This is a genomic window from Roseivirga sp. AWQ4_251 (genome assembly GCF_056158225.1).
This window is the reverse complement of the sequence record NZ_JBSWSW010000002.1, coordinates 1453401-1479417: the sequence shown is the minus strand read 5'-3', so window position 1 is coordinate 1479417 and position 26017 is coordinate 1453401. Positions and strand designations below refer to the sequence as shown.

Below are 26017 nucleotides of genomic sequence, written 5' to 3'. Positions count from 1 at the left end.
AAATATTCCAGTTTAAAGAAATACTACAGCACCTTTTGTATCTATCGATTCTTGAGCCGTTTCTAAAAGCCTAAGGATACCTACATCAAAATTAGCCTTTGCGCTTACCATTGAAGGGTTTTTAATCAATTCTGAAAAATGATGGACGACATTTCGCAATGGCTCAGTATTGTCGAACGATAAAAACTCAGGTTCTGAAGCTCTGTAATTTACTTGCAAGCCATCTTCACTATTCATCAAGTCATGACCACAATTGTATAAAGTAACTTTAGATTGTTGGTTCAAATCGTCATAGACAATCATTTTCTTAGAGCCACTGATAATCAACTCCCTTCTCTTTACAGGAGAAGACCAAGAAACATTTATATGAGCTAGAATATTTTTAGGATACTGAAGTGTTACAAAAGCGACACTCTCCATTCCATTCGGTAGTTTTTCAGAGGCATTTACTTGAATAGAAGTAGGTTCTGATCCGAGTAAATAATTCAGAATGGAAAAATCGTGGGGAGCCAAATCCCAAATCACGTTAATATCTCGCTGAATTTTCCCTAAGTTGATCCGTACAGAATCGAGGTAAAGAATATCTCCTAGCGCATTACTTTCCAACAATTGCTTAATGGCTTGAATAGGTCCGCCATATAAAAAAGTATGGTCTACCATTAAAGCTACTTGTTGCTGTTTGGCTATAGTATGGAGTTCGTTCATTTGCTCAGCACTCATGCTGGCTGGTTTTTCCACCAAAACGCTTTTTCCAGCAAGCATAATTCTTTTGGCTAAGGAATAATGGGTTGAAGCTGGAGTGGTCAAAGCAACTGCATCCAAATCTTTTAAACCCAACAGATCATCCATTGATGAGATTACCTGCGCTTTTGGATAAGCCTTTGAAAAAGAAAGTGCCACTTCTTGATTAACATCAAACAAATAGCTCAGTTCGTATTGGTCTGCTTCAGCAAAATTTCTCGCTAAATTTGTTCCCCAATAACCACAACCAACAATAGCAGTTTTAATCAAATTGAATTCCTTTAAAGAGAATAAAGATATATCTTACTGTTACTAAATCAAGCTTGATTTTTTATCAAATCTTTGATGACCCAACCTAGCTTAATAAGAAATGTCAGAAAGGCCTACAGATTAGCCACTTGGAGATTCCGCTCTCTTCCAGACTTTATCATCATTGGCGCTCAAAAAGCGGGAACCACTTCTTTATACAGATATCTCTGTTCACATCCACAAATAAATCCTCCTTTCAATAAGGAGCCCCATTATTTTTCAGGCCTTTGTTCAACAAAGGGTGAAGATTGGTACAAATCTCTATTTCCTTATCCAAAAAAGGGTTTTATCACGGGAGAAGCCAGCACATCATATTATAATCACCCTCAAGCGCCAGAAAAAATCTTCAACCTTTTACCAAATGTGAAGTTGATTTTTATTGCTCGGGATCCAGTGGAAAGGGCCATCTCAAATTATTATCACTCCTTAAAGTTTGGAGCAGAAAACCTGCCCATTGAAGAAGCTTTTGCACGACCGATAGAAACTTTCGAGAAGGAGCATCATGAGATGAAAATTAGAGACTGCTATCATAGTAGAGCATATCACAAACACGCCTACATTCACAGAGGTTTCTATGCTATGCATTTAAAAAAATGGTACGAGCTTTTTCCAAAAGATCAAATTCTGATCGTAGATAACAAACTCATGTCGGAAAAACCTCAAGAGGCATTTAATGAGGTTGCCAGATTTTTAAATCTTAAAGAATGTGTCCTGAAAAATTTTGAAGTCCACAATAGAGGTATGAACAAGAATGTTAGCGAAGAATTTAAATCGGAACTGCGAAAGAAATTCATTGATTCTAATGAAGCTTTTTACAGATTGATCGGAAAGAAATTTGATTGGTGAATAAAATCATTTTATTTGCTCCGATTAGGTTTTTATGCTTTTTAACTCATTCGAATTTTTAGTCTTTCTCCCTCTCGTTTTCACTATTTATTGGGCTTTACCCAAAAAAAAGAATACTCAAAATGCATGGTTGCTTTTGGCTAGTTATGTCTTTTATGGTTGGTGGGATTGGCGATTTTTATTCCTGATTCTAGCAAGCTCAGTAACTGATTATTTGGTGGGTTTGGCGATAGATGCTTCAGATAACCAAGCAAATAAAAAACGCCTTTTAGCAGTAAGCCTGATTGTGAATTTGGGAATGCTCGGCTTCTTTAAATACTATGATTTTTTCGTTCAAGAACTTGTTGCTGCTCTTCACATTACAACCCTCAACCCTAATTTTTCAGCTTTAAATATCATTGTGCCTGTAGGTATAAGTTTTTACACCTTTCAAACTATGGCATATTCCATCGATATTTATAGAGGTACTTTAAAGGCTCAAAAAAATCTTATTCAATACCTCACCTTCGTATCATTTTTTCCGCAATTGGTAGCTGGCCCTATCGAAAGAGGGGCAGGCCTGATGCCTCAGTTTACAAAACCTCGCTTCTTCAATTCTACCGAAGCTAACGCAGGCCTAAGACAAATACTCTGGGGTTTTTTAACAAAATTGGTAATTGCCGACAACCTAGCCCCTTTTGTGGATGGTATTTTTGAGAATTACGAACATAAGTCATCATTAGTGCTTGCCCTAGGAGGAGCGTTCTTTTCAATTCAAATTTATGCCGACTTCTCTGCCTATTCCAATATTGCCATTGGAACTGCTAAACTGTTTGGTATCAAACTCTCAACGAATTTTCGGTACCCTTTCTTTTCACGCAATATTTCAGAGTTATGGAGAAGATGGCACATTAGTTTATCCGCTTGGTGTAGAGACTATATTTATAAGCCATTGGGGGGAAATAGAGGCACGAGAAGCCGTCAGTTCATAAACACTTTTGTTACCTACTCTATAATTGGCATGTGGCATGGCTCCAACTGGACTTTTTTAGCATTTGGCATTGTACATGGACTTTACTTTGGAGTCTATATGCTAGTAAATCCATCAAAAGAAACCCATATAGTAGCTCAACATTCACTTTTCCCTTCATTGAAGGAATTTGGTCAAATGTCCATTACTTTCATACTGTTTGTACTTGCATCAATTATTTTTCGATCCAACTCCATTCAAGATGCTTGGCAATATTTTGGGCACCTTTTCGATTTTAACAATCTCAAATCGGATGGCTTGTCACAACTTAAAATACCTTTGCTTTGGGCTTTTTCGCTTTTAAGTTTTGAATGGTTCCAGCGTAAGTCAGAACACCCTTTTGAAATGAAAGAATGGCATACCGCCTGGAGAGTTGTCTCTTATGGCATCTCTATCGTCCTCATTCTTTTCTTTGGTCAGTTTGATGAAAGATCCTTTATCTACTTTCAATTTTAAATGAGAAAAAGATGTTCAAATTCTCTTTAAAGATTTTAGCTGGGATTTTGTTGTTGGTGGGGATTGCTTTAGTAAATCGCTATCAAGACCCTAACTATACTTATTTTGGTTCTGGAGATGAACATGCCATTTTAGCGAGTTTAAAATCGGGCAAGACATTTCAAATCTCCAACCCTCCCAATCTTAGAATTTTGAGGAAAATCCAAATGGAGAACCATAAAACCCAAACGGGTTTAGCCATAATTGGGGGAAGCACTTCTCTTGATGTCAACAGTTCTCTCTTCGATTCACTTTCCATTGTCAACTTCTCTATAATAGATGCCGACATGCGTGATTATCTTGGACTTTATTATACGTATTCCGAAAAGTCCGAAAAGAGCAAACACCTGCTTTTTGATATCAGCGCATATTCTTTTTTAGAAGACATGAATAGTGTACCGCGTTGGATCAGTTTAAGAAAGGAATATAGAAAAGGCTTGAATATGATTCATGACTATTCAATTTGGCAAGATTTAAATGCAAGAGCCATTGAACTTCGAGCATTACTTTCCATCCCTTCCTTTAGAAAATCAATGGAAGGAATGTGGAACAATACTAGTGAGCACGGAGAAAGAGAACTCCCCATTTATTTTCGGCCTGATGGCTCTTGGAACCGAATGACAGTGGCGGATTCTCTTAACAAAAGAAAAGCCCACCCAAACTCTTTTGACCCAAATTACGATCCTTCTGGCCAAGTAAACTGGGCCAAATTGGAGCAGTTCGGAAAGATGATTGCACATGCCAAATTGCGACACGAGCAAGTTTGGGTACTTTTATCCCCCTACGCTCCTAGTTTTTACCATGATGCCATTAAGAATGAACATATTATTTTGCTTGAAAAAGAGCTACGAGAAATGGCGAAAGAAGAGTCAGTTCAGATAATTGGTTCATTCGATCCAAGTAGATTAAATCTTTCTGAAGAAGATTTTATGGATCAAATCCATTGGCATATAAAAACCATAGAGAAGTATTTTCAATCCATTAGTTTCGAGTCACAGCTAAAAGAATATGTTTCGGAAAATTAACGCAATCAAATTAGTAGAACCCATTGACCAGCAAGCAGTTTGGTTTATCCTTTTTATGGGAGTTTGCTTCTCTATTTTTCGATACAACTTCGTTTCCGGAATTGTTCAATACGATATGCTTCCCATCATTTACAGAATGATGGATCCTGATTACTTGATTAATGATCTGTTTACAAACTCTTCGGCCAATTTTAATGAAGACTATTACTTCGCGAAAATCCTCGCTAGTATTTCAACCCTGATACCCATTCCTATTCTTTTCTTTGGCTTGACCATTTTAACAAACATTTTTATAGGCCTCATAACCTTCAGAAGTGCCAAATACCTTTTCCAAGAAAATAAATGGGTCGGCATTATAGCAGTAGTTTTAGTCTATTGTATGGATACCATGAAGTTAGGTTATGGCGGAATGATCGTGAGACCCGATTTGGTTCCAAGCCAACTTTCAAGGCCGCTAATTTTAGCAAGTATTTATTTCGGCATTAGAAATAAGGCATTATGGGTTGGTTTGTTGGCGGCAATTTCAACACTCATTCATCCATTAGAAGGGGCTGGAACAGGCTTAATGGTTTTAAGTTCAATGGCATTGGTATTGATATTTGATAAAAACAAAAAACTATCAAACTACACACACATTGGACTCGCTGCAATAATGATTTTTGCAGCTCTTCTGCTTTATGTGATCCCCTATTTTAATCAATCTAATGGCTCAATTTCTGACGAGCTGTTTATTGAAATCAGCATTTTTAGGTTTCCCCATCATTACTTACCTAGCTTTTTCCTTTCTAAAAAGGAACTGCTTATTGGGGGTGCATTTCTAGCTTCAGTAAGTTTCAGCTTCCTTTACTGGAAAAAACTGGTAAACAGAAAGAGAGAAGCTCAATTCTTCCTCTTTTTTCTGGCTTGCTTAGTGATTATTTGTATTGGAGGTTATCTTTTTGTGGAAGTATGGGCATCGCGTATTTGGCTCATTGCCCAAACTTGGCGATTTCTAATCTTTTTAAAGTGGATTGGAATCTTACTCATATCAGGATATATCTGGCATATTATAGAACAGAACAAATCGCAGGGTTTTATTTCGTGGGTAAGCTGTATTCACCCCTTCACGCTTGTGGCCAACTTGCTCGCCATCAAAATCATTGGGCAAAAATTAAACCCATGGATTCAGTCGGCTTTAACGCTATTTGGTTTTTACCTTCTTCTTAATGGCCTAAGGTCCGAGTTTGTACTTATGGCGTTCTTCATTCTGTTATCATTTTTACTTTTTAGCCAAAGAACCTATTTATACTTTGCCGGTTGGGTCGCTTTTGTTCTGGTATTTCTGGGCCTGAATTTATTCCATGTAAATACAAATCATAAAATAACCCGTTACTTACAAGTATCTAATGTTTTAAGGCCTCATATATACACTGAAAACAGTACCGTAGCCTATCCTAGATTGGCCGTTGCTTTAAAAGAATTTACTCCAAAAGATGCAGTGATACTCAGCCCTGCCATAATGAGTGAATTAAGACTTACAGCCGAAAGAGCACTGGTTGTTGATTTTGCCGCAATTCCTATGGAAGATGTTGGAATGAAAGAATGGTACGATAGAATTAGAGCCATTCACAAAGCCAACACTAAAAACCCTTGGTTAATTCGAGATTATGATATGTCTAAGCTAGCCTTATCGGATGAAGAAATCCTGGACACCAAAACAAAGTACCATGCCGATTTTGCCATTTTGGATATAAATACAATCACTAGGTTTCCGGTAGTATATCAGGATAAAAAATATCAGCTCGTACAAATTAAAGAATAGGGTAGTTCGTTTTTGGCTCTACAGATAAAAAACCTAGACGCGAGTAAATCAGGCTTCTATATTTGTCAAATATGAGCTATTTCTACAAAGCGTATGATTTAAACTTCAAATCAGAATTTGAATTGAACGGTTTAATTCAAACAGAAGCTTCAAACTCCATTGATGTAGACCTTACTTTAGGAGAAGTAAGTACGGATGGCTTTTCTTTGAAAAAGGGTTTTCTGTTTAAAGAAGTTCTACCAGACGGCATTCTATTCGGTATTGAAGGTGTGGCAAACTTTTTCATAAGTAAAGGAAGAAAAATAATTGTAACGCCTAAAACCCTAGAAAATGAGCTGTGGCAAATTCACCTGTTGAACACAGCAATGTCCATTTTATTGATGCAGAGGGGATTAATTGTTTTTCAAGGGAGTGCGGTTGCTAAAGAAGGAAAAGCGAGCTTGCTCATTGGTCCAACAGGAGTAGGCAAATCTTCCATTGCAATGGCCTTGAATAAAATCGGTTATGATCTAATTTCAGACGAGCTCTGTGCAATTAAGATTTCTTCTGAAGGAACAGCCAAAATTCTATCTGGAGACCAAACCATTAAGCTCTGGGAAGACGCAACAGAATACTTCGATTTAAAAGAAAAGAGCAAGATTAGAAAAGCCCTTTCGTGTTATAAAATACATTTTAAAATGAACAATTCTGCATTGCCTATTTCGAACATATTTATCCTTCAAATTAAAGGAACAAGCAATCAAAATGCGGAAATCTTACCTCTTGATCTTCTTTCTCAGATTAAATTATTGAATAACAATTCTATTGGCAAGACCCGCTTCAAAGGTTTCGGAATACAGCAAAGCTCATTTAACTCCATTAGTCTATTGGCCCAAAATACACCTGTTTGCCATTTTGTTCGGCCTTATTCTAAAATGGACATCAACTCCGTAGCTAGAACCTTAGACGAAAGCCTAAAATCATGAAAAACCTAGTCTGGATTGCTTCTTACCCTAAATCGGGAAATACCTGGTTAAGAATCTTGTTAGACAGTGTTCTTAACAAAGAGGGGGAGATTACCGATTTAAATGCTATCAAAACAGCAAATCTAGGCCTTCTTTCGAGAAAAGTATTTGACGATTTTCTAGAGTTCAACTCGGCACACCTTACTACTTCAGAAATGCTTTTGTACAAAAATCGTTTCTATCAAGAACTACACATTCAGCAAAAAGACTTTTTTATTAAAACGCACGATGCCAATGTAATCATCAACCAAAATGTCAGCCTAATTCCAAAGGAAAGAACAAAATTAGCCATTTGCATCGTAAGGAATCCGTTGGATATTGTTGGCTCGCTTGCCAATCATCTCCACATCAGTTTGGACGAAGCCATTGAGGTAATGCTCAATGAAGAATACATGCTTTTTAGAGATAATGCAATAACCACGAATGTGGAGCAATTGATTAGCAGCTGGAAAACCAACATTATGAGTTGGGTTAATGCGGACTTTCCTGTTTTAACCATTCGTTATGAAGACTTGGTAGAAAACACTTTTGATATCCTCAAGAAGGTAATTTTAGAATTGAATATTTCTTTTGAAGATGAAATTTTGAAAAAAGCCATTGAGAACAACAGCTTTCAAGCACTTAGAAAACAAGAGCAAGAAAAAGGATATAAAGAAAAACCGAAAGTAAAAGAATACTTCTTCAGAAAAGGGAAGGTAGGTAGTTGGGAAGAAGAATTGAATCCAAGGCAGGTAAGAAAAGTTATTTCTACTACTCAGGATATCATGAAAAGGTTTGGGTATCTATAAATGGAATTTTCTTAAGCTTCAAACTTATTTGCCAATTAGCTTTGTCAAGGCGCTGGCTATGATTTCATTACCCCTTGGCATAACATGGCATTGATCAATATACATGCTGGATTGCCCATCCAAAACACCTCTGAAGTCCGAAAAGTGTGGTTTTAAGTCAGCAAACTCCGGTGTTTCAATCAACTGAATTACGTTGCTGTAATACTTGATATAATTATCACCCATTTCCAAAAAACCCTTAAATATGGTATTCTCCAGATAGGTCAAATCTGGACTACCAGTATGCATTTGAGGCTGAAGTACACAGTAAAACTCGATTCCATTTTTATCGCAAAGTAACTTCATATCTCTCCAAGCCATTAACAGCTCTCTAGCCGCCTGTTCATTCTCTTCAGGAGTAAAACTTTTTTTCGATTCTATACGAGTTACTTGGGAGGGGCTACTCCATTTTGATTTTAAATTTTGTGAAAGTTTCTTAACTCCCGAAAGCCAAGTTAACAACTCATCCTCTTGTCCAAAGTCCATTCCCTTTAATCTCTCTTTCATTCTTTCCTCCCATAAATGAGCATATGGTTTTCTTTCAGAGGGGGAATCATTCGCGCCATCGTAGGTAATCACAATGGACGGAATATTACCTTTTTCGATTTCAGTTTTGAGCAATAGGTAGCTCTGAAAGGCACAAAATGCCAATTGCCCCATGTTGATTACTTGCAAAGAATCTGTTTGCTTAGAAAAATAGGAAGGAATTGTATTTTCGTTATTTACGCCATAACCCCACATGGTTGACCCTCCCAAAAAAGCAACACTCCGTTTTGCGTTCCTTTCATTAAAGGCGGTTTTTCTTAAACCTTGCTCACTGACTTGGATACTTTCTCCATTAAACTCACTTCCTATCCAACCGATATAAGACTTGTATGTATTTCGGAATTGAGCATGTTCCTGCCAATAAACATTAGTCCAATCATAGTTTTTGTAGGCCTCTAGGCGCGATCTTGGGTTTAATTGCGCTTTGGAAGATTGAGGTTTACCATTATAATATTGAATCAAGAATAAGTCAGCCAAAGTCAAAAGACATAGAAAAATGACTCCATTTATGGCAATCAGTTTTAACAGCTTAAAGAGCTTTGAGACTTTCATTTCAAATTTATTTTTTAATCAAGAAATCGCCCATTACCAAAAAATCCAGACCACTACCATAAAAAGTACGAATGGCATCGATAGGAGAATTCACCATAGGCTCGCCCTTTACATTGAAACTGGTATTCATACTCACTCCAAAACCCGTAAGCTTTTTTAGTGCTGAAAGATATTGATAGAACAGGCTATTATTTTCTTCACTTACAGTCTGAATGCGAGCCGTTTTATTCACATGGGTTACTGAAGGAAGCGATGAAGCTCCATGTTCATTCACATCATAAGTGATGGTCATATAGGGAGAGGCGCTCTGTTTTCCTTCAAAGAACAATGCGGCATCTTCTTTTAAAACAGATGGGCAAAAAGGCCTAAAAGATTCTCTGTATTTAATGATTCGATTGACGTGTTCCGTCATTACCGGGTTTGTAGGATTGGCTAGAATACTTCGATTACCCAAAGCCCTTGGGCCAAACTCGGCTGCTCCTTGAAACCAACCTACGGTTTTATTATCAGCTACTAGAGAAGCGGCCAATTCAGCAGGGTTTTCAATGGCTTTAAAAGCATTGCCTGTCAGTTTCAAAACCTCTTTAATCTCATCATTACTGAAAGAATCTCCCAAATAAGTATGGAAAGTCGGTTTTGGTCTATAACCCAATTCATTGGAAAGAAAACATGCAGCTCCGAGCGAAATCCCTGAATCTCCGGCCGCTGGTTGAATGTAAATTTCATCAATAAAGTGAAGATTCATCAATTTCTGATTGGCAACACAATTTAGTGCTGCACCTCCAGCCAAACATAGCTTCCTTAATCCTGTTTTTTTATGAAATGCTTCAACCTGTTTGATTAATATTTCCTCAAACTTTTTTTGAGCCGAAGCAGCCAAGTTTTGATAAAAAAAGTCAGGTTTTTGTCCAGGCCGTAATGGAGGTCTTCCAATTTTGCTACTCAGTTCATTAGTAAAAATGGTTTGCTGTCTTGTGGGCTGTGGAGCCGTAGGAGCCACTTTTGTTAAATATTCATCATTTAGAACATAAGATGCCCCATCCCAATTTAAAAGCCAGTCCAAATCAATATCAGGTTCTCCATAAGCGGCTAGGCCCATAAGTTTATACTCATCACTATCTCGAACAAAGCCACAATACTGTGTAATCAAGGAATAAAAGATGCCTAAACTATTGGGCCTGGAAAAGCGATTGTGAACGGTTAATCCCTTTTCATCGCCAACGGCCAATTGGGTTGAAACACCATCGCCAGAATTATCGATAGTGACTACCATAGCCTTATCGAATCCTGATGGGAAATAGGCACTGGCAGCATGGGCATTATGATGGTGTACAGCTTCAATTTTGGGGCAAAAACCAAAAGTATAACTGAAATAACCCTTGAGAACTTCTATATATTCTTCTCCCCAAGTACTACCGTGGGTAGCAACATAGTCTACATCTTCAATTCTAAGATTGGCCTTTTTTAAAACTGCTTTGATAGAAAAATAGGGCAATTGACCTGGGCTAAACTTTATTCTGTTAATCCTTTCTTCTTCAACAGCGGCCACAATCTGTCCATCAACAATCAGCGTTGCTGAAACATCCTGATAACCAAGCCTTACACCTCCATTTATTCCTAATATGACCATATACACTCTTCCTTTTTCGAAACAAAAGATTTTTAATGCGAATAAAACTCATGAATACAATTCACTACATGAGCCATTTCTTCTTCCTTCATTTCAGCAAACATTGGTAATGAAAGAATTTCTTGTTGCAGTTGGTGACTCACTGGGAAATCCTCTGACTTAAAATTATGCTTTAGAAGAGCATCCGTAAAAGGAGTGGCTTTAGGGTAATGAATCGCTGTTTGAATACCTTTGGAACCGAGGTACGCCTGAAGTTCGTCTCTTCTTTCACAACGGATTACATAAAGATGAAAATCATGGGTATTGCCGTCCATTATTTTAGGGGGGGTCACTTGGCCAAGAACCTTAAGGCTATTGCTATAGTAAGCAGCAACATTATTACGGCCTTCAACCCAAGCGGCAACATGCTTCAGTTTTACACTGAGTACCGCTGCTTGCATGGAATCCAAACGGCTATTAATCCCTAAAAATTGATGTTCATTTTTTTTCAACTCCCCATGGTTTGCATAAGCTCGGCATTTCAAGGATAAATCTTGTTGATTAGTAATTAAACAGCCCGCATCTCCAAATGCTCCTAAAAGTTTGCTAGGATAAAAACTAAAGGTTCCCAAAGATCCGATACTTCCTGAAGGCAAACCATTTTGAGTTGCGAAATGAGCTTGAGCACAATCTTCAATCAGATGTAACCCATGTTTTTCTGAAATAGCCAACAAATCATTCATGTTTGCCATTTGGCCATATAAATGAATAGGAATGATAGCTTTTGTTTTGGAAGTAATGCGCTGTTCAATCAAGCGCGTATCGATGCAAAATGACTCTGGCGAAACATCCACAAAAACTGGAGTAGCACCAGCAAGAAAAATCATTTCGGCTGCAGAAAGCCAGCCATGAGCTGGGATTATCACTTCATCATTTGGCCCAATTTCTAACATTTTGAGTGCTATAAAAAGGGCATCCGTGCCATTTCCCACTCCCAAGCAATGGTTTACTTGCTTCGCTTCGGCAAACTCATTTTCAAATGATTCAACCCTCTTCCCTTTCACAAAACACTGTTCTTCAACAACATCCAGAACTACCTTATCTAACTGTGACTTTAGAGAATTGTATTGCCTTTTCAAATCCAAAAATGGCACTTCCATAGGATCAAATTTTATAAAAAGCGAATATGCTTAAAATAAGCTAGTGTTACCAATGCAAGGAAGTGTTTTGGTAGCGCACTGCTGAATAGGAAATTAATGATGGTTTCATTTTCTTCGATCTTATGAACGCGCTGGTGACGGTTACAAGTCAAAATTACCTTGCAGGAACAAAAGTGTTGCTACAATCCTTTGTTCAAAACAATGCTAGGTTTTCTTGCGATTTTATTGTGGTTCATAATGGTTTGGCGAAAGCTTGTCAGCAGGAATTGACTACTCATTTTCCGATTAAATTTGTTGAAGTAAGCACCGAGCTCAAGATTGCAGTAGAAAGGCTGTCTGAAGAACTACCGCAGTACAAAAACAAAATTCATCGATTTTGGAGCATTGAGGCATTCAATTTATCAGCCTACGAAAAAGTCCTTTTTTTAGACAGTGATATTCTCATAAGAGGCTCATTGCAACCTTTATTTGAAATTTCTGAAGGTTTTTCAGCTTGCCCTGACAGATCCTCAAATACCAAGGAAGGCCGTGATAAAATCACATTCCAGCGCGCTTCATTTTCAGAAAGTAGCTTCGAAAGGGTATTTAATTCTGGGGTTTTTATCATCAACAATTCGTTTTTCGGCACAAATACTTTTTTGGAATTGGTAAATGGAATCAAAAAGGAATCGTTCAAATCAGTAAGTACAGGGCACACAGATCAGTTTTTACTGAATAAATTTTTTGATGAAAAGGTAAATTGGTTAGAGGCTAAATATAATTGGCTTTTAAAAGAAGCTGTAGCTAATGATGTTGCTCAGCAAGCAGTAGTTTGGCACTTTTTAAGACATCCAAAGCCCTGGATTTTTCGACCTATTTTTAATTCAAAAATTCGATTCAAAACTACTTCTCCATTTTTAAAAGAGTGGCATAGAACTTATCGTACGGTTCTTATGAGAGAGTTAAAACAATCTTTCAAATTAAAAACCCTGCGTCAACTTATCCTTTCAAAAGTGCTCTCATAATAGATACTTTAGAAAATAATTCAGCATTATTGCGAAACGAATAAACATCAAAATAATCGCCATTATTCCGAATGGAAATCAATACCCTTTCATCTAACTCCTTGCCTTTCTTTTATACTGTAAATGGTTGGGTTGTCGCTTCTGAAACCGAGTTCCCTGAACTTTGGCCCATAGAAGCTACTGAAGATGTGGATGTATTTATTCATTTTGGCGAGGTACCGGAAGTTTTAGAAGGAAGAGTAAAAAAGGGATATGGTTTTCAGATAAAGCCAGACCACTACATTCTAACGGTGAAAGACGTGGGCAGATTTATGGCCACTCACGGCAAATACATCACCATCGATCCACTAAAAGATGTTGCGCTAAATGAACTTCGCATTTTTATACTAGCCTCAGTTTTTGGTGCCATCTCGCATCAAAAAAAGTTGATGCCCATTCACGCAAGTGCCATTGAAGTTAAAGGAAAGGCAATCTTATTTGCAGGGAATTCTGGTATGGGAAAATCAACTACTGCCGCTTCATTCTTACTGAATGGCTACAAAGTAATTACTGATGACGTTTCAGTAATTTATTTCGACAAGTCGGGGAATCCATTGCTAAACCCAGGTACTTCGCGCTTAAAATTAACTCCCGATGTTGCCGAGGCATTGCCCAAAGCTGCCGATTGTCTAGAAAAAGTTGGTACCAATGACACCAAAAGTTTTCTGCCTATTGAATCAGAAAATAGACCTGTTCCATGTAACATAAGTCATCTTTTTCATCTTAAGAAGGGAGAGGAATACGCATTCCGAAAGCTTGAAGGAAGTGAAAAATTCAACGCTGTTCTTTCCAATGTATTTAGATTCAAGTTGGTGAGTGGTCTGGGAGTTTCCCAAGAAATTTTTAGACAAGCAGTGATGCTTTCAAAAACCATTCAGGTTTATGAGCTAACCCGACCAGAAAACTCAGAGGAAAAGTTAGGAATAGTATCACAAATTGAAAATTTGCTTAAGTCGTAGATTTAAACGAGTCTAAGCCCTATTTTTATTTACTTATTTAGAATTATGAGCATTCAATTAAACAACACCATCTCAAAATCTGGAGAACTTTTAACAAGCGAAGTAGGTGGAGAACTTGTTATGATGGACATTGAAAGTGGAAAGTATTTTGGAGTGAACAAAGTGGGCTTCGCCATTTGGCAACTTTTAAAAGAGCCTAAAACGGTAAATGAATTATGCGATGAACTATTGAAAACTTACGACATCGATAAAAATACCTGCCAAACTGAAGTGCTTGCTTTTCTCTCTACTCTTGAAAATGAGAGAATCATAAAGGTTTCCTGAATCAAGTTTTAGACTAAAGAGCAATGAGTGCCATTTTTGGTCTTTGCAACGTTAAATCCTCTTCTGGTAATGAAATAGCCAAAAGACTGACTTTAATGTCTACAAGGCTGAACCATTGGAATGCCGATAAAACAGGTGAATGGCATGCGGAAAACATAGGTTTAGGCCACCTCATGTTGTTCAACACACTCCAATCACTCAAAGAGGAATTGCCCTTTACCTCTTCCGCGGGTTTATCCATTACGGCCGATGCGCGATTGGATAATAGGGACGTTCTGAAAAAACACTTTCCTGAGTTAGGAGAAAGCAGCCCCGATAGCCATTTTATTTTAAAAGCATACGAAAAGTGGGGTATGGACTGCCCAAAGTATCTCCTTGGCGATTTTGCTTTTGCAATTTGGGATGAAAAGGAGCAAAGGCTTTTTTGTGCAAAAGATCAGGTCGGCATAAAACCTTTCTACTACTACATCAACGATGGCCTTTTTGCTTTTTCATCGGAAATAAAAGGCATATTGAGCATTGAGGGTGTAAGCAAGGAATTGGATGAACTCTGGATTGCTGATTTTCTAATCAGGCGCCATGTCGATCGCACCAATACCATGTACAAAGCCATTCAAAGATTGGATGGTGCACATTCACTATCTTTCCACAAAGGCCAGCTTCAGATCCATAAATACTGGGACTTTGACACAAAGGCTGAACTCAAATTCTCAAACGAGGCAGAATGCATCGAAGCATTTAATGAAAAACTTGATATCTCAGTCAAACGAAGGCTTAGAACATCGTATGGTATTGCTTCAGAATTAAGTGGAGGCTTGGATTCATCAGCTGTGGTTCATCATCTGCATCAGCAGATTGGCTCTAATTTTCTCCCTTTTTCAATTGTTCCGCCTAGAGATGAATTCGAGTTTTTAAGCGAGAAGAAATATATTCTTCCTTTCAGCGAAGCCAAAAACCTGAAAGTGAACTACGTCAACGGAACAGAAAGGGACATGAAGGCTGCTTTGGAATGGAACCTCCGTGTGCAAGATGAGCCGCTCCGCGACATGAATGGAATGTTTCGGGATATCATTTATAAACAATGTGAAGAAAAAGGCTGTCGAGTATTGTTTTCAGGATTTGGTGGTCAGGAAATGGTTTCTTCAGGTTTGAGCGTAGCCACAGAACTTTTGGCCACTGGCCATTTCAGGGAATTTTGGGACGAAGTAAAACAAAGAAGCAAGAAGGATAAGGAAAATGTAATATGGAACGCCATAAAATTTTCCGGATCAGTATTTCTTGATAAAATAGGTGTTGACCAGAGCACCATGACAAGCAGGGCTAGAAATCTGGAAAGAAACCATATTACAAAATTACCCAAACGACCCATTCAGCCTGCATTTGCCCAAAAGGTTAATATTGAAGAAAGACTTAAGCGTAGCATTGATGTTTTTGCGTTTAAAGGCAACCTTCGAGAGCGCCAAGCGAAGAGGTTCATAACCCCAAATATGCCTTTTAGACTAGCAACCTGCGACATTGCTACTAGGTCGTTTCATTTGGAATATCGTTACCCTCTTCTTGATTTAGAATTGCTAGAGTTTTACTTGGCCCTTCCTCCACAGTACAAGTCTAGAAATGGATATGGCCGTTATTTAATCCGAAAAGCTCATGAAAATGTAGAACCGCTTGGCCTTTGGTGGAATCATGCGGGGCAACACGGTGCCTCAAATCCACAAGTTTTGGCAGGAGAAGGACTGGATGATCTTGCCAAGGAACTATCGGAAATCCCTAAAGATCACCCTTATCATCTTTATGCCGATTTCACCAAGATTAATAAAACGCGTAATGTAGACTTTAAAAGGGGAGCAGATCACCAGCTCTACCAAGTAACCCCGCTGATTAATCATTTAATCTTCAAGAAAAAACTGGACTAACGTCCCGTTAAAAACATTCAAAAATCTATTCAAAAACAGGGTTAACCATGATTAAAGACTTTTAAAATCATCGAGATTTTATCGACATTAGCTCCCTGACAAAGCTGATTTCCGATCAGTTTTGAGACCTAAAAAAGCTCGAGAGGCTCATAAGATGCAAAACGAAAACAAAACCAAAGGAATAAGAGAACTGGCTTCTGTGGACATTACCAGATTAAAGGAACGTGTTTCAGAAATACCGCAATCTTTATGGCAAGCCGAAAATGCGGATAAACCAAACAAGTTTGCCGTATTGGGTAAAACTCAGCATATCGTTTTTAGGTTTTTACACGATTTGCGAGATCACACTCAATTCTTCGATTACCCTATTTGGGAAGAATGGAAGGATGACATTTTGCCGATTATAGAAGCCGTAACGGCTGAATATGGCTATGAAAACGGAAAGAATCCTAGAATTATGTTGGCCAAAATGCCTGCTGGAGGCAAAATTGACCGTCATATTGATGGTGCTCCTGCTGCTAAATTTCCACATAAAATTCATGTACCACTTTTTACTAATGATCAGGTGTTTTTCTATGTAGAGAAACCTTTAATGGGAAAATATAAGGTCCATATGAAGGAAGGCTTTGGCTATGAAGTAAACAACAACACTCATCACTGGGCAGAAAATAATGGCGATACAGATAGAATTCACCTTATTTTCGAATACTACAACGAGACAAACTAGCCCATTAAGGCATGCAGCAAAAAGTAATTGGAATTGGCTTTCATAAAACAGGCACAACCTCTTTGGGGCAAGCCTTGGAGATTTTAGGCTATTCCAATTTTCATGGTGCAGGAACGGTACGAAGCAAGCTTGGCAACCAAACCATGATGGAGTTGCTTAAGAAAGGAGACCTTGAAGCCATTTTAGAGATTGCTGAAGAAGCCGATGCGATGGAGGATAATCCTTGGTTTTCCATATATCCAGAGCTTGATAAAAAATTCCCTAACAGCAAGTTCATTCTGACCATCCGCGATGACCATAAATGGCTTGCAAGTGCCAAACGCTACTTTAAAGGTGAATCTGATTTCAGAAAATGGATTTATGGGGTTGGAAATCCAGAAGGAAACGAGTCTCTTTTTCTCGAAAAATACAAAGCCCACAATCAAGAAGTGAGAGCATATTTTAAGGATCGCCCCGAAGATTTGATCATATTGGACTGGGAAAAAGGTGATGCCTGGCCAGAAATCTGCACTTTTCTAAACAAACCGATTCCCTCAACACCATTTCCCCACTTGAATAAAACCCAAAAAAGCAGATTCAAAAGAGTGAAAAGCTTCATTAAAAAAATGGTGGGTTAGCATGATTGTCTCTCATCAACACAAGTTCATTTTTCTCGCAATTCCCAAAACAGGCACTCATGCTGTGAGATATGCCTTGCGCCCTATTCTTTCGGAAGAGGATTGGGAACAAGTCGATCTTTTCACGAAAAAAAGGATACCCATTGAGCCATTGGCCCAAATAGAGCACGGTCATATTACTGCCTTAGAAGCTAAAGAGCACCTACCAAATGAGATTTGGGATTCCTATTTCAAATTTGCTTTTGTAAGAAATCCATATGATCGATTTGTTTCCTCATGCTTCTTTTTACATGGAAAAAACAAGGCCTTTAATTTTAACCCAATTGCCTTTATGAAGCTTCTTTTTCAAAACACAGAAACCTTCAAAAAGCTTCATTTCTTACCTCAAACGCATTTTATATGCGATAAAGAAGGAATATTACTTGTAAATAACATTGGCCAGTTAGAAACTCTACACGAGGACTTTTCAAGCATTTGTAAACACCTGAAAATCAACCCCAACTCGATACAAAAAAGGAATGCGTCCGAACATCAGCATTGGTCGGTTTATTTGGATGAAGAACTGAAAAAATTGGTTCAAAAGACCTACAAGGCGGATTTTGAAACGTTTGGCTACGCACTCGATTAGAACGGATAGCCAATCCCAAAATTGAAAAGGATTTCTTTCAGGTCGAAATGGGTTCTATCGCCCAGAGGCAAATATGGTTTGTGCACGGGGCTGGCGAAATCGAAACGGATCACGAAATTCTGAATGTCTACACGCAAGCCTGCTCCCACACCAACTCCAAGTTCTTTCAAAAAATCACTACTGAATTTTCCGCCAGGCAAAGCTGAATTTTCATGGGTCAGCCAAACATTTCCGGCATCAGCAAAAAAAGCACCTTTCAAAAAGGAGTAAATCGGAAAACGAAATTCAAGGTTGGCTTCTAAACGAATGTCTCCAGATCGATCGAAGAATGAACCCTGATCCGTGGCATCTGGCTGGTAACTTCCTGGGCCTAGTGATCGTGTTCTAAATGCTCGCACACTGGAAGGGCCGCCAGAAAAATATTGTTTGGAGAAGGGTAGCGTTTCGGAATTTCCGTAAGGCAAGCCATACCCACCAAAAAGCCGAGCCACCAACTGCTGAGAACCGCCTATTCTGTAATTATATACAAAATTGACATCGGCCTTTGTGTATTGCGCGTAGGCTATATCGAATAGCGTTTTTTGCCCTTGTTCATTTGTTTTTTTGCTCAACCAACCCACATTGCTGCCGGCAACTTCGATATTGGCCACTACCAAAATCGGGTTCCTCTTTTTATTTTCCGTCAGCTGATTATACACAAAAGTGTAGGTTAAGCCTGTTATAAGTTGCTGCTGAAAACTGCTTTGGAGAAAAGGGTTTTGATCCAGAATGGCTTGAAACTCGGGGGTAATATTGGAAGTGTTGACATAATTGACGTTGAAGGGATTCAGTTCATGGTAAATCGACTGGCTTTTTCGCCAACTATAACCAAAGCTTGCATTCAGAGAATTTAGGCTATACAAGTTACTTCTGTCAAAAAAATCGACACCAAGGCTCATATTGGTTTTAGGGACCGAGTACAAAAACCTGTCATTCACATTGAGCGGCAGCCAAAGCCGAGGCACAATCAAACTGGTTTTAAAACCTATTTGCGTGCTGCTCAATCCTGTGGTTCTTCCATCGCTGCCCAGCTGAACTTCATAGCCAAAATTTCCAGAGAAATTGAGCACTTCGCCACCTCTGAACAAATTGCGATTGCTGTAAATGGCTGCAATAGCTGGCCCAGCAAAACCATTCGATTTGGTAACCGCCTGAACTTCCGCTCGTATCGACCTTTTCTTCAACGGAGAAAGGTAGATGTTGGCATCCAGTTTTAAAGTGTCGCTTAGAGAATCAGTAGGATTTACGGGTTCGTAGCGAATATTCACAAATTTATATGCCCCAATAGAGGCGAGTCTATTACTGGTAATTCTGGAAGTATCTGGATTATAAAGCTGCCCTTTTCGGAATAGAACATAAGGCTCCATTCGCTCAGGTTTGAAGAATTCCGGCTCCTGAATAAACTTAATTCCGTTTATGGTCACCGTATCTTCCGCTTCATCTTTTGGCAAAGTGTAATGTGGATATACTTTGATTTCATTTAAAACATAAGGCACCTTAGACTTATGAGGCACCTCGTTTTTCAACCTTAAGAACAAGTCGAATTTGCGGTTATCGTACTGATTGGTGTCGGCTTCAAAAATCAGAAAACCCGCATTGAAATTGTAATAGCCTTTCTTCTTCAGGTCTTCATCAATTCTATCTCTTTCGCTTTTAAACAGGTCTAGGTTGAAGCGACTTTCTTCCTTAATTCTCGTTTCTTCCAGCGATTCTTTCAAGGCAGTATGCAAGGCAGATTGACCAGAATCCAGCTGATAGCTAGCCAAAGTATACGGCTCAGAAACCGTGACCTTATATTTAATCTTCGCGAACTTCTTGCCCTTTTCGACATACGGAGCAATTTGTGAATTGAAAAAGCCGCTATTTTCCAACCGATTTTTCATCAGTTCCATCGTTCGGCTCGTGTCTGCATCTGAGAGATACACGGGCTCTTCTCCGAATTTCTTATTAAGGAATTTAGTAATGAAACCAGGCTTTTTCCTTTGCGCTTTATAGTGTGCGTTCAAACCGATTCGCATGCCCAGAAATGCTGAGTTTGGTTCAGGTCGCAATAGGCCTTCCAACTCCGAATCTACATTCTTCAAATCTTTGATTTTCTCATCGGAAGAAACCTCCACTTCGCTCGATTTCAGCAGATATTTATCTTCGGGAACAAACCTTCGGACGCTGCACGAACTGATAAGCAACACTGCCAAAAGCAACGCAAAACTCAAATTTCCCGATGGCTGACGCACTATCATTTCTCTTCGTTTTCTTTATCGTCCTTTTCCTTTTCAACTTCCTCTTTCACCTGTTTTGTCCAAAGTTCTTTCAACTTGTTGAACTCGCGAGTGAAAATCAGCGCAATGCCCGAAACCGTCAGCTGACCATCGATTACACCTTCATATTTATTTCTACTGAAGCCTTTCAAACGAAGCCTTTTATCTTCGGTGAGAAGATATTCCAAGCTCACATTTCCAATAATTGGTGCGCCCTGAGAAGCATTTTGGTTTCCGGCCACATCCACTTCGCTGCCCACCTGAATAATCAATCGGTCATTGAAAAGCTGTTTTTTGGCCGTAATGCCCAATTGTGTCTGAGCTTGACCACCATTGCTATCATTCCCCGCAGTGCTATTTAGATTGAAACCGACATCGACTGCACTACCAAAAATCTTATCCGAATAAGTATTCAGCTGGCTGGAAAGCACTTTGTTCACGTTGTCCAATGCCAAAGAAGCTGGGCCACCATTGCTACCATCGCTACCCGAACTCGGGAAGAAACGATTCAATACCAACAGCGAAAAGACTTGTTTGTTCAGCTCTTCTTCTTGCCCGTTGAGCTGCTGAACCTGCCCATAAACAGCTCCGCTCAAAGCGCTTCTGTCATCTTCAGGCATATCCAGCGTAAACGAAATTTCAGGCTTTAGCAACTGACCATTTACATTGATATAAACCTGAAACGGCAATCTTTCCTGATATGAAGTTTCAATACCCGTATTTTCTGCAGAAGTTCGGGTGGCCATCAGCGGACCAGCTGATGTTTTCACTTCATAAACTGCTCTCACTTCCAATTTAGCATCATAAGGATCGCCCGACCATGAAATAGTGCTGCCCGAAGCGATATCAAATCTGCGTGTTACCAGATTGAACAAACTGGCTTCGTAATGACCTCCGCTCAACTCATATTTCCCAGAAAGGCTGGTTCTGCCATTCGGTTCAATAGACAAATTGAAGTCTCCAGTTCCTGTCACTTGCAGGTTATCGCCTGTAGATTTATCTATGATGATGTTGAACTGCGAATTTTCACCAATGGAGAAAACCGTTTCGATATCGTAGCCGGAAAGCGAAGCACCAAAGCCCGAAGCCTTTTCTTCTTCTACTCTGGTAAGAATGTCATCAGGGTTTTTCTTATTGACAAACACCACAACACCTTCGCGTTCTTTCAACTCCAATTGAGATTCTGGAACCGTGAAAGTGAGTTCGGAACCTTCGTTAACGGCCAAACTTCCCCTTACTTTCGGAATGGTCAGATCACCAGTAATTGTCAAATCGGCATCGAGATTTACTTGCCCGTAGAAAAGTTCGCTATCTTCTTCAGTAGAATTGATTACTCCGAAATTGTTGGCTGTCAGTTTTAGGTCGAAACTCGGATTTACCAGACTTTCGGTAAGAATTTTTCCATCGAGGTTGAAGTCATTATTGTCTTCATCGGTGATTTGAAAATTATTCAAGAATAATCCATCATTATTGATTTCGAGCTGTTCCTGACTGATAGCGAATTTTGTGTTCAGCTCATTCACCAAAAGGCTCACCTGGTTGAAATCTAAGGTTCCAGAATACTGCGGATCATTCATGTTTCCAGAAACCTCAACCGAAGCGGCAAGATTTCCTTCCGTTTCTGAAATGGTATTGTTGGAAAGTTCTTCGATCACCAACATTTTCAGGCGATTGATGTCCATGTTTAGCGAAATATCGCCACCTTCTGCCGAAGCCAGGTAGCTTCCCGAAACATCCAAATCCAGGTTTTCACCTTTCACCGTCATGTTGGCTTCATACTTTTGACTGCCAGCCGCCTGTGCTTTCAGCGTTAATTTGCCAAGAGGAATATTCATGGTTGAGAGCTCGGAAACGTCCAAATCGGCCACCATTCCAAAGTTTCCGAATGGATTTTCCAAAACCACTTCACCATTCAAGGTACCATCGGCCAGTGGCTTATCAGGATTCAATAAACTGGTGATTGTAGACAAATGGAAGTTGCTAAAAACAGCCCCGACATGTTCTTTCTCCTGACCCGAAAGGTTCGTTCCAACGGTCAGTTTTTGCGATTCATTGGAAAGCTCAAAGCTTTCAATATTTAGGTATTCACCCGCCATCACTAATTGATTTTCTGAAGGAATGCGCCAAGGATTGCTATCGAAAATCAAGCTGTCGGGTAAAACATGCACCATCAAGGTATCGCCCAATCGCACTTCGGAACCAATATTCAACAGTAGTTCATTTCGGTTAATCACTCTGAAATGCGAAGTAATCAAACCCTTATTGACCTTTCCATTCAGCTTGGTATCGTCAACGGAAATCGGGCCAGCCTCAATGCCCGACCAACCAAGCAGAAAATTCAGACTGTCGCCTCTTCCATTCAATTTCAGCCCCAAACTATCCACCGAACTGCCTTCATATTGAATGTATGGCGCGAGAAGTTCCGCAGAAAGGTAGCTGCTATCCGAATCGAAATTCATTTTGAGCGAAATGGAATCCATGCGTTCCAAACTCTGGAAAAACACTTTGGAAATGAGTGGCGATTGGCGAACCACCAGCTTAGCATCCACCTTTGTGTTGGTTTGCATGGTGTCGAGTTTTTGCTGGCTGAGTGTACCTAAATAGCGCTCAACTTCTTGCTGAAAGAGCGGAATAATTTCCTGAATACCTTTGTTCGAATTGATTTTAGAATCGAGCATTTGGCTCTGAATATTGACATGCGTAGTGTCGGGCGAGGAAACCGCTTTTAGATTGAAATCGCCAAAATTGTAGGCCTCCAGATTATAAATGGCGATTGCATCGTCCAGATGCGTTTCCAAATCGAAGTTTGAAGCATTGCCAGCAAACGTGGTTTTCATCACAAAAGCAGTTCGCACATCTTCCACAGTCAGGCCAAGCGCGAGTAAATCTGCACCACGAACGGTAAGCGTATTGTCGATTTTAGGTGCAACAGAATCGAGTTCAACTAGCGTTGTCATTTCCATATCGAGGTTTTCGTCCTTAAACTTCAAGTCGACCTCTCCATTTCCATTGGTGATATCGCCCTGCAATTCTAGATTCGAGAAATCGTAGCCATTATACTTGAGCCTTTCAAAATCGGTGGACAGCTTAGCATTTAACTCGTTCAGGTTTTTTCCGCTGCCTTCCAAATTCATGGAAAATGAAAGAGTATCAAGCTGATCATTTTGCAGCAGCTTATTCAGTTGAATTTCTTCCGCCTTAATGTTCGCTTGAAAAGCAAGTGTTTCCTTCTGCTGGAAAAGCCCATTCAAATCAATATTTCCAGAAGTGGTTTTTAACTGCAACTGAGTTTTTGCATCATTTAAACCGCCTTGAAAACTTCCTTTTAAATCGACCTTTTCTGGAAACTCCACACCCATCGAATCTGGATTGACAAAGGCTGATAAGTCTGATTTCGTTGCACTGAATGAAAGTTTTGGAATGTTAGCGCTTAGAATTTCAGGTTCTAAAACATGCTGAATTTTACCTACAAGATTTACCGCAGTAGTCTTTCCCCAATTCAATTGGATGGTAGAAATATCAAGGTCATTAAGCTTGCCTTCTATGTTGATTTTTCCTGAAAGCTCCTTTTTAGAAAGTGCTTTTACATATTCGTTTTTCTTAATGTCGGGGCTGAAAACGGAAGCTTCTTCCAAATCCACTTTAAGTTCATCCAGATTGATATTGACAGAAGCAGAATCTGGAGCATTCAGAAAACTGTTCAGCGAATTGAATTCGAGTTGAACATTGCCAGAAAGCAGGTTGGATTTGCTTTCAAAATCAAGATTCTTCAGTGCGATGTGCTTTTGATCGACATCCAGATTGAAATTGGTTTTCCGAATGTTCAAGCCGCTTCTTTCCTGAAAAGCCAGTTCGTGCAGCGCTAAATGAGCCTGATTCGGTTTCAAGGAAATGTCTTCTGCTTCGAAATTGAGTTGACGAAATTGAAGCCATTCTGCATTAAAAACTCCTGCTTCTAAATAAGTATTGGCGGTTTGCAACTCAACCTGATTGTTCTGAAGCGAAATACTTTTCGCCTCCACATTCCAATCGGGCCAAACAAATTCAGTGGAAGCGGTTGAATCTGTCGGAACAGCAACTTGTTCCGAAGGAATTTGCCTGAAAACCACTTTGGAATTATTGAAAACCAATTCATCCAGAACGATCTTCTGACTGTTCAAATCTGCCTGTGGCAAATCAAGTTGAAGCAAGCCAATATTGGCCAAAGCAAAGGTTTGGTCAGGATGAGATTTATAGTCCAGATTTACCTTTTCCAACTTCAGCTTACCCACAGAAATTTGTGGTAATTGGGTTTCAGCAGATTCTTCAGTTGAAGTTTCTGTAATCTGAGCAGCCTTTGTCAATTCATATTCGATCTGCGTATTTGAAATGGAAAGCTCATCGACCGCATAAATCATTTGCTCCAAATCCAATTTCTTCACTTCAAAATTGAGTTCTCCCAACTGAAGCGAAGCGTTCATTCCAACGAATCCATCATTAAAATCGACATTGAACTGGCCGAGTTGTATATCGCCAATTTCAAGTTCAGGACTTGAAGTGGATGAGGTTGTGGTGGTATCAGTTGGTGTAGCAAATGCATCGATCAAGAACTGAAAATTGAAGGATTCACTTTCCGAAGGTCTTGACACTTTTGCCCTCAACCCTTGCCATTTCACAGATTTGATGTTGATTTCCGTGCCTTTGATCAACGGAACTAAGGCCAGCGAAACTTCAAGATCATTGGAATAAAGCAACGTGTCTTGCTTCAGGTCTTCAACATAAAGCCCTTCCAGAGAAAGGTTTCCACCAAAGGTGAGGTAAAGCCTATCGATACTTACTTCGGTTTCGGTTTTGTCTTTCAGGAAATTGACCGCCTTACCGACAATGATATTTTGCCCCCAAGGGCTGCGGATAAAGAGAATCACCAAAGCCAAAAACACGAATATGCCGAGGAATATTCGGAGCAGAATTCTTAAAAAGCGGTTCTTAATCAGTTTACTCAAAATGCTTGTATGCTAGGCGAATGATTTTCCGTTTCGAAAAGTGCTTTGGAAAGCCCTGAAATGGTTTCTTCCTAACTACGTTGGGCATATTTAGGTTTTACCGATTGAAGAAAGTTTTGTGAATTCGATTTCATGTAAAAAACAAAGCCCCGCTTTTCAACGGGGCCTCGGACTCAAACTAACGTGGGGATACAAACTATTTTATCACCGTAACCACATAATTGCCTTCTATGCCTGCTCTGACAGAACCTTCGGACTTGGTAAAGCTGAAGATAAATTCGGTTGTCGTGAGAGAATTGATCATGATCAGCTTTCCATCGTCCAAAGTCAGTGTTTGTGCGTCTTCATCGGCCCATTCCCATGTACCGCTTGCATTGAAGAGGTCGCCTGCATTTGTGGTAGTATAACCGCCATCGGTGAAAGAGAGCGCAAAACCAGGGTAGTTAGGGCTCACATTGGAGCCGTCTACCTTAATACTTCCCGTTTGCCCTAAGTCCCATTGGCCAGAGAGTTTCTCAAAAGCCAATTCCTTAGCATTAGGCACATCCGGATCATCACTTTTACATGACAGCGCCACCATTGCCACCGCCAGTATTAACATAT

Annotated in this window: 20 protein-coding genes; 13 read left to right on the top strand and 7 right to left on the bottom strand. The window is 39.5% G+C overall.

Annotation, left to right across the window (positions count from 1 at the left end; translation table 11 throughout):
• Positions 1-12: 12 nt before the first annotated feature.
• Entirely contained in the window at positions 13-1011 is a 999-nt protein-coding gene (locus tag ACXACJ_RS20415) for a Gfo/Idh/MocA family protein (RefSeq protein ID WP_475136280.1), read from the bottom strand.
• 75 nt (positions 1012-1086) lie between these two features.
• Here ACXACJ_RS20415 and ACXACJ_RS20410 point away from each other — a divergent pair, with 75 nt between their 5' ends.
• The 6 genes from ACXACJ_RS20410 to ACXACJ_RS20385 all read left to right on the top strand — a co-directional run bounded on the left by ACXACJ_RS20410 (position 1087) and on the right by ACXACJ_RS20385 (position 8018).
• A complete protein-coding gene (locus tag ACXACJ_RS20410; protein ID WP_475136279.1) occupies positions 1087-1896 on the top strand; it encodes a sulfotransferase domain-containing protein in 810 nt (269 codons plus the stop codon).
• A gap of 34 nt (positions 1897-1930) precedes the next feature.
• Positions 1931-3361, top strand: coding sequence for an MBOAT family O-acyltransferase (locus tag ACXACJ_RS20405; protein ID WP_475136278.1), 1431 nt, complete (start codon positions 1931-1933; stop codon positions 3359-3361).
• Positions 3362-3372: 11 nt separating this feature from the next.
• Positions 3373-4425 carry a hypothetical protein gene (locus ACXACJ_RS20400; protein ID WP_475136277.1) on the top strand — a complete coding sequence of 351 codons (1053 nt, stop codon included), beginning with the start codon at positions 3373-3375 and terminating at the stop codon, positions 4423-4425.
• Entirely contained in the window at positions 4409-6226 is a 1818-nt protein-coding gene (locus ACXACJ_RS20395) for a DUF6798 domain-containing protein (protein WP_475136276.1), read from the top strand. The genes ACXACJ_RS20400 and ACXACJ_RS20395 overlap by 17 nt, the downstream gene beginning before the upstream one ends.
• Before the next feature lie 71 nt (positions 6227-6297).
• Positions 6298-7191 carry a hypothetical protein gene (locus ACXACJ_RS20390; protein WP_475136275.1) on the top strand — a complete coding sequence of 298 codons (894 nt, stop codon included), beginning with the start codon at positions 6298-6300 and terminating at the stop codon, positions 7189-7191.
• Complete coding sequence (locus ACXACJ_RS20385) at positions 7188-8018, top strand: sulfotransferase domain-containing protein (RefSeq protein WP_475136274.1); 831 nt, start codon at positions 7188-7190, stop codon at positions 8016-8018. The genes ACXACJ_RS20390 and ACXACJ_RS20385 overlap by 4 nt, the downstream gene beginning before the upstream one ends.
• Before the next feature lie 24 nt (positions 8019-8042).
• Here the strand turns inward: ACXACJ_RS20385 and ACXACJ_RS20380 are convergent, their stop codons facing one another.
• The 3 genes from ACXACJ_RS20380 to ACXACJ_RS20370 are packed head-to-tail and all read right to left on the bottom strand — an operon-like array spanning position 8043 to position 11924.
• Positions 8043-9155: a hypothetical protein gene (locus tag ACXACJ_RS20380; RefSeq protein ID WP_475136273.1), complete on the bottom strand. Its 1113-nt coding sequence runs from the start codon at positions 9153-9155 to the stop codon at positions 8043-8045.
• A 7-nt stretch (positions 9156-9162) separates the two neighbouring features.
• Positions 9163-10785, bottom strand: a complete 1623-nt coding sequence (locus ACXACJ_RS20375) for a carbamoyltransferase family protein (RefSeq protein ID WP_475136272.1) — start codon at positions 10783-10785, stop codon at positions 9163-9165.
• 32 nt (positions 10786-10817) lie between these two features.
• The gene (locus ACXACJ_RS20370; RefSeq protein ID WP_475136271.1) at positions 10818-11924 is read right to left on the bottom strand and encodes a DegT/DnrJ/EryC1/StrS family aminotransferase; all 1107 of its coding nucleotides are present in this window, start codon (positions 11922-11924) and stop codon (positions 10818-10820) included.
• Between the two features lie 122 nt (positions 11925-12046).
• Between ACXACJ_RS20370 and ACXACJ_RS20365 the strand changes: the two genes are divergently transcribed.
• From ACXACJ_RS20365 to ACXACJ_RS20335, 7 genes are all read left to right on the top strand, one after another.
• Complete coding sequence (locus ACXACJ_RS20365; protein WP_475136270.1) at positions 12047-12928, top strand: glycosyltransferase family 8 protein; 882 nt, start codon at positions 12047-12049, stop codon at positions 12926-12928.
• Positions 12929-12999: 71 nt separating this feature from the next.
• Entirely contained in the window at positions 13000-13926 is a 927-nt protein-coding gene (locus ACXACJ_RS20360; protein ID WP_475136269.1) for a hypothetical protein, read from the top strand.
• Positions 13927-13971: 45 nt separating this feature from the next.
• Positions 13972-14250, top strand: coding sequence for a lasso peptide biosynthesis PqqD family chaperone (locus ACXACJ_RS20355; RefSeq protein WP_475136268.1), 279 nt, complete (start codon positions 13972-13974; stop codon positions 14248-14250).
• 23 nt (positions 14251-14273) lie between these two features.
• Positions 14274-16163: an asparagine synthase-related protein gene (locus tag ACXACJ_RS20350; RefSeq protein ID WP_475136267.1), complete on the top strand. Its 1890-nt coding sequence runs from the start codon at positions 14274-14276 to the stop codon at positions 16161-16163.
• A 154-nt stretch (positions 16164-16317) separates the two neighbouring features.
• Positions 16318-16890, top strand: coding sequence for an aspartyl/asparaginyl beta-hydroxylase domain-containing protein (locus ACXACJ_RS20345; RefSeq protein WP_475136266.1), 573 nt, complete (start codon positions 16318-16320; stop codon positions 16888-16890).
• A gap of 11 nt (positions 16891-16901) precedes the next feature.
• On the top strand, positions 16902-17507 hold the full coding sequence (locus ACXACJ_RS20340; RefSeq protein WP_475136265.1) for a sulfotransferase family protein: 606 nt from the start codon (positions 16902-16904) through the stop codon (positions 17505-17507).
• Position 17508: 1 nt separating this feature from the next.
• A complete protein-coding gene (locus ACXACJ_RS20335) occupies positions 17509-18135 on the top strand; it encodes a sulfotransferase family 2 domain-containing protein (protein WP_475136264.1) in 627 nt (208 codons plus the stop codon).
• Here ACXACJ_RS20335 and tamL read toward each other — a convergent pair.
• The 3 genes from tamL to ACXACJ_RS20320 form a co-directional block, all read right to left on the bottom strand.
• A complete protein-coding gene (gene tamL, locus ACXACJ_RS20330; RefSeq protein WP_475136263.1) occupies positions 18132-20414 on the bottom strand; it encodes a translocation and assembly module lipoprotein TamL in 2283 nt (760 codons plus the stop codon). The two genes, ACXACJ_RS20335 and tamL, sit on opposite strands and share 4 nt — an antisense overlap.
• Entirely contained in the window at positions 20411-25414 is a 5004-nt protein-coding gene (locus ACXACJ_RS20325; RefSeq protein WP_475136262.1) for a translocation/assembly module TamB domain-containing protein, read from the bottom strand. The genes tamL and ACXACJ_RS20325 overlap by 4 nt, the downstream gene beginning before the upstream one ends.
• A 196-nt stretch (positions 25415-25610) precedes the next feature.
• Positions 25611-26015: a hypothetical protein gene (locus ACXACJ_RS20320; protein WP_475136261.1), complete on the bottom strand. Its 405-nt coding sequence runs from the start codon at positions 26013-26015 to the stop codon at positions 25611-25613.
• Positions 26016-26017: the final 2 nt, after the last annotated feature.